The 776-nt window shown below is 51.2% G+C and carries 1 protein-coding gene; it reads right to left on the bottom strand.

The window, feature by feature from the left end; translation table 11 throughout:
• A partial coding sequence (locus tag A3730_RS31215) for a hypothetical protein (protein WP_197477338.1) occupies positions 1 to 776 on the bottom strand: 776 nt, incomplete at both ends.

Here is a 776-nt window from a genome sequence, read left to right as displayed (position 1 = left end):
TCGGGATGAAAGGTATATCCCGTTGCCCATTATTTGAGCGCCTATGCCCGCGTAGCTCAGATCATGTCGTTCAATCGCACCGCAGGCTTGTACACGGCAACCTTTTTCCATGACCAAGGCGATTCTTCCTCGTTCGGTATTGTTAAGGATTTTTTCAAGCCATATCTCGTAAAGCCTAGTGGTTTTGGCTTCTGGTAGCGAAATATCGCGGGAGAAGCGACTCTCGAAATATACCCCGGCCATTAGTGCCAAGCACTGCGATCTGTCGTCTTCTCTATACTCGCGAACCAATGACAAGAATTTAGGTGGCTTGATGCCTTTGAGGGATCTCCAGCGGTACTCGCGTTTGATATCCAGAATCTCCGCTCCTAGGCCGAGCAAGGCATTCAGGCATAAGTAGTCGTCGATATCCACCTCGCATGAGGTGTGCAGTATGGAGGTTTCCTGCCTCATCTTATTGATGGTGTCGCGGAGTAAATTGCTCAGGGCCGATGGGGGGCACGTCGGGGCTGCAGCCAAGCTCATTCTCGCCATGGGTAGGCCAAAGTGTTGGGTATCCCAGTCTAGAGGTTTGATAGCGCAAGCGGCGATAACGCCATTTTGGTCATTGATCGTGGAGCAAACACCATCAGCTTTGACAGTCGACATCAATTCATATCGGAACAGACGTTGGTGGTCTTCTTGGCAAAGCTGTGGATGGCCACGATAGCGGGTGTAAATGGCTAGGGGGGTTAGATCAAGCGCCTGAATCTGGTTTGCCTGATGGAACTCTGTGG

This window comes from Alcanivorax sp. HI0044 (genome assembly GCF_001634945.1).
The sequence above is the reverse complement of the archived record's forward strand: the minus strand, read 5'-3'. Positions and strand labels throughout refer to the sequence as shown.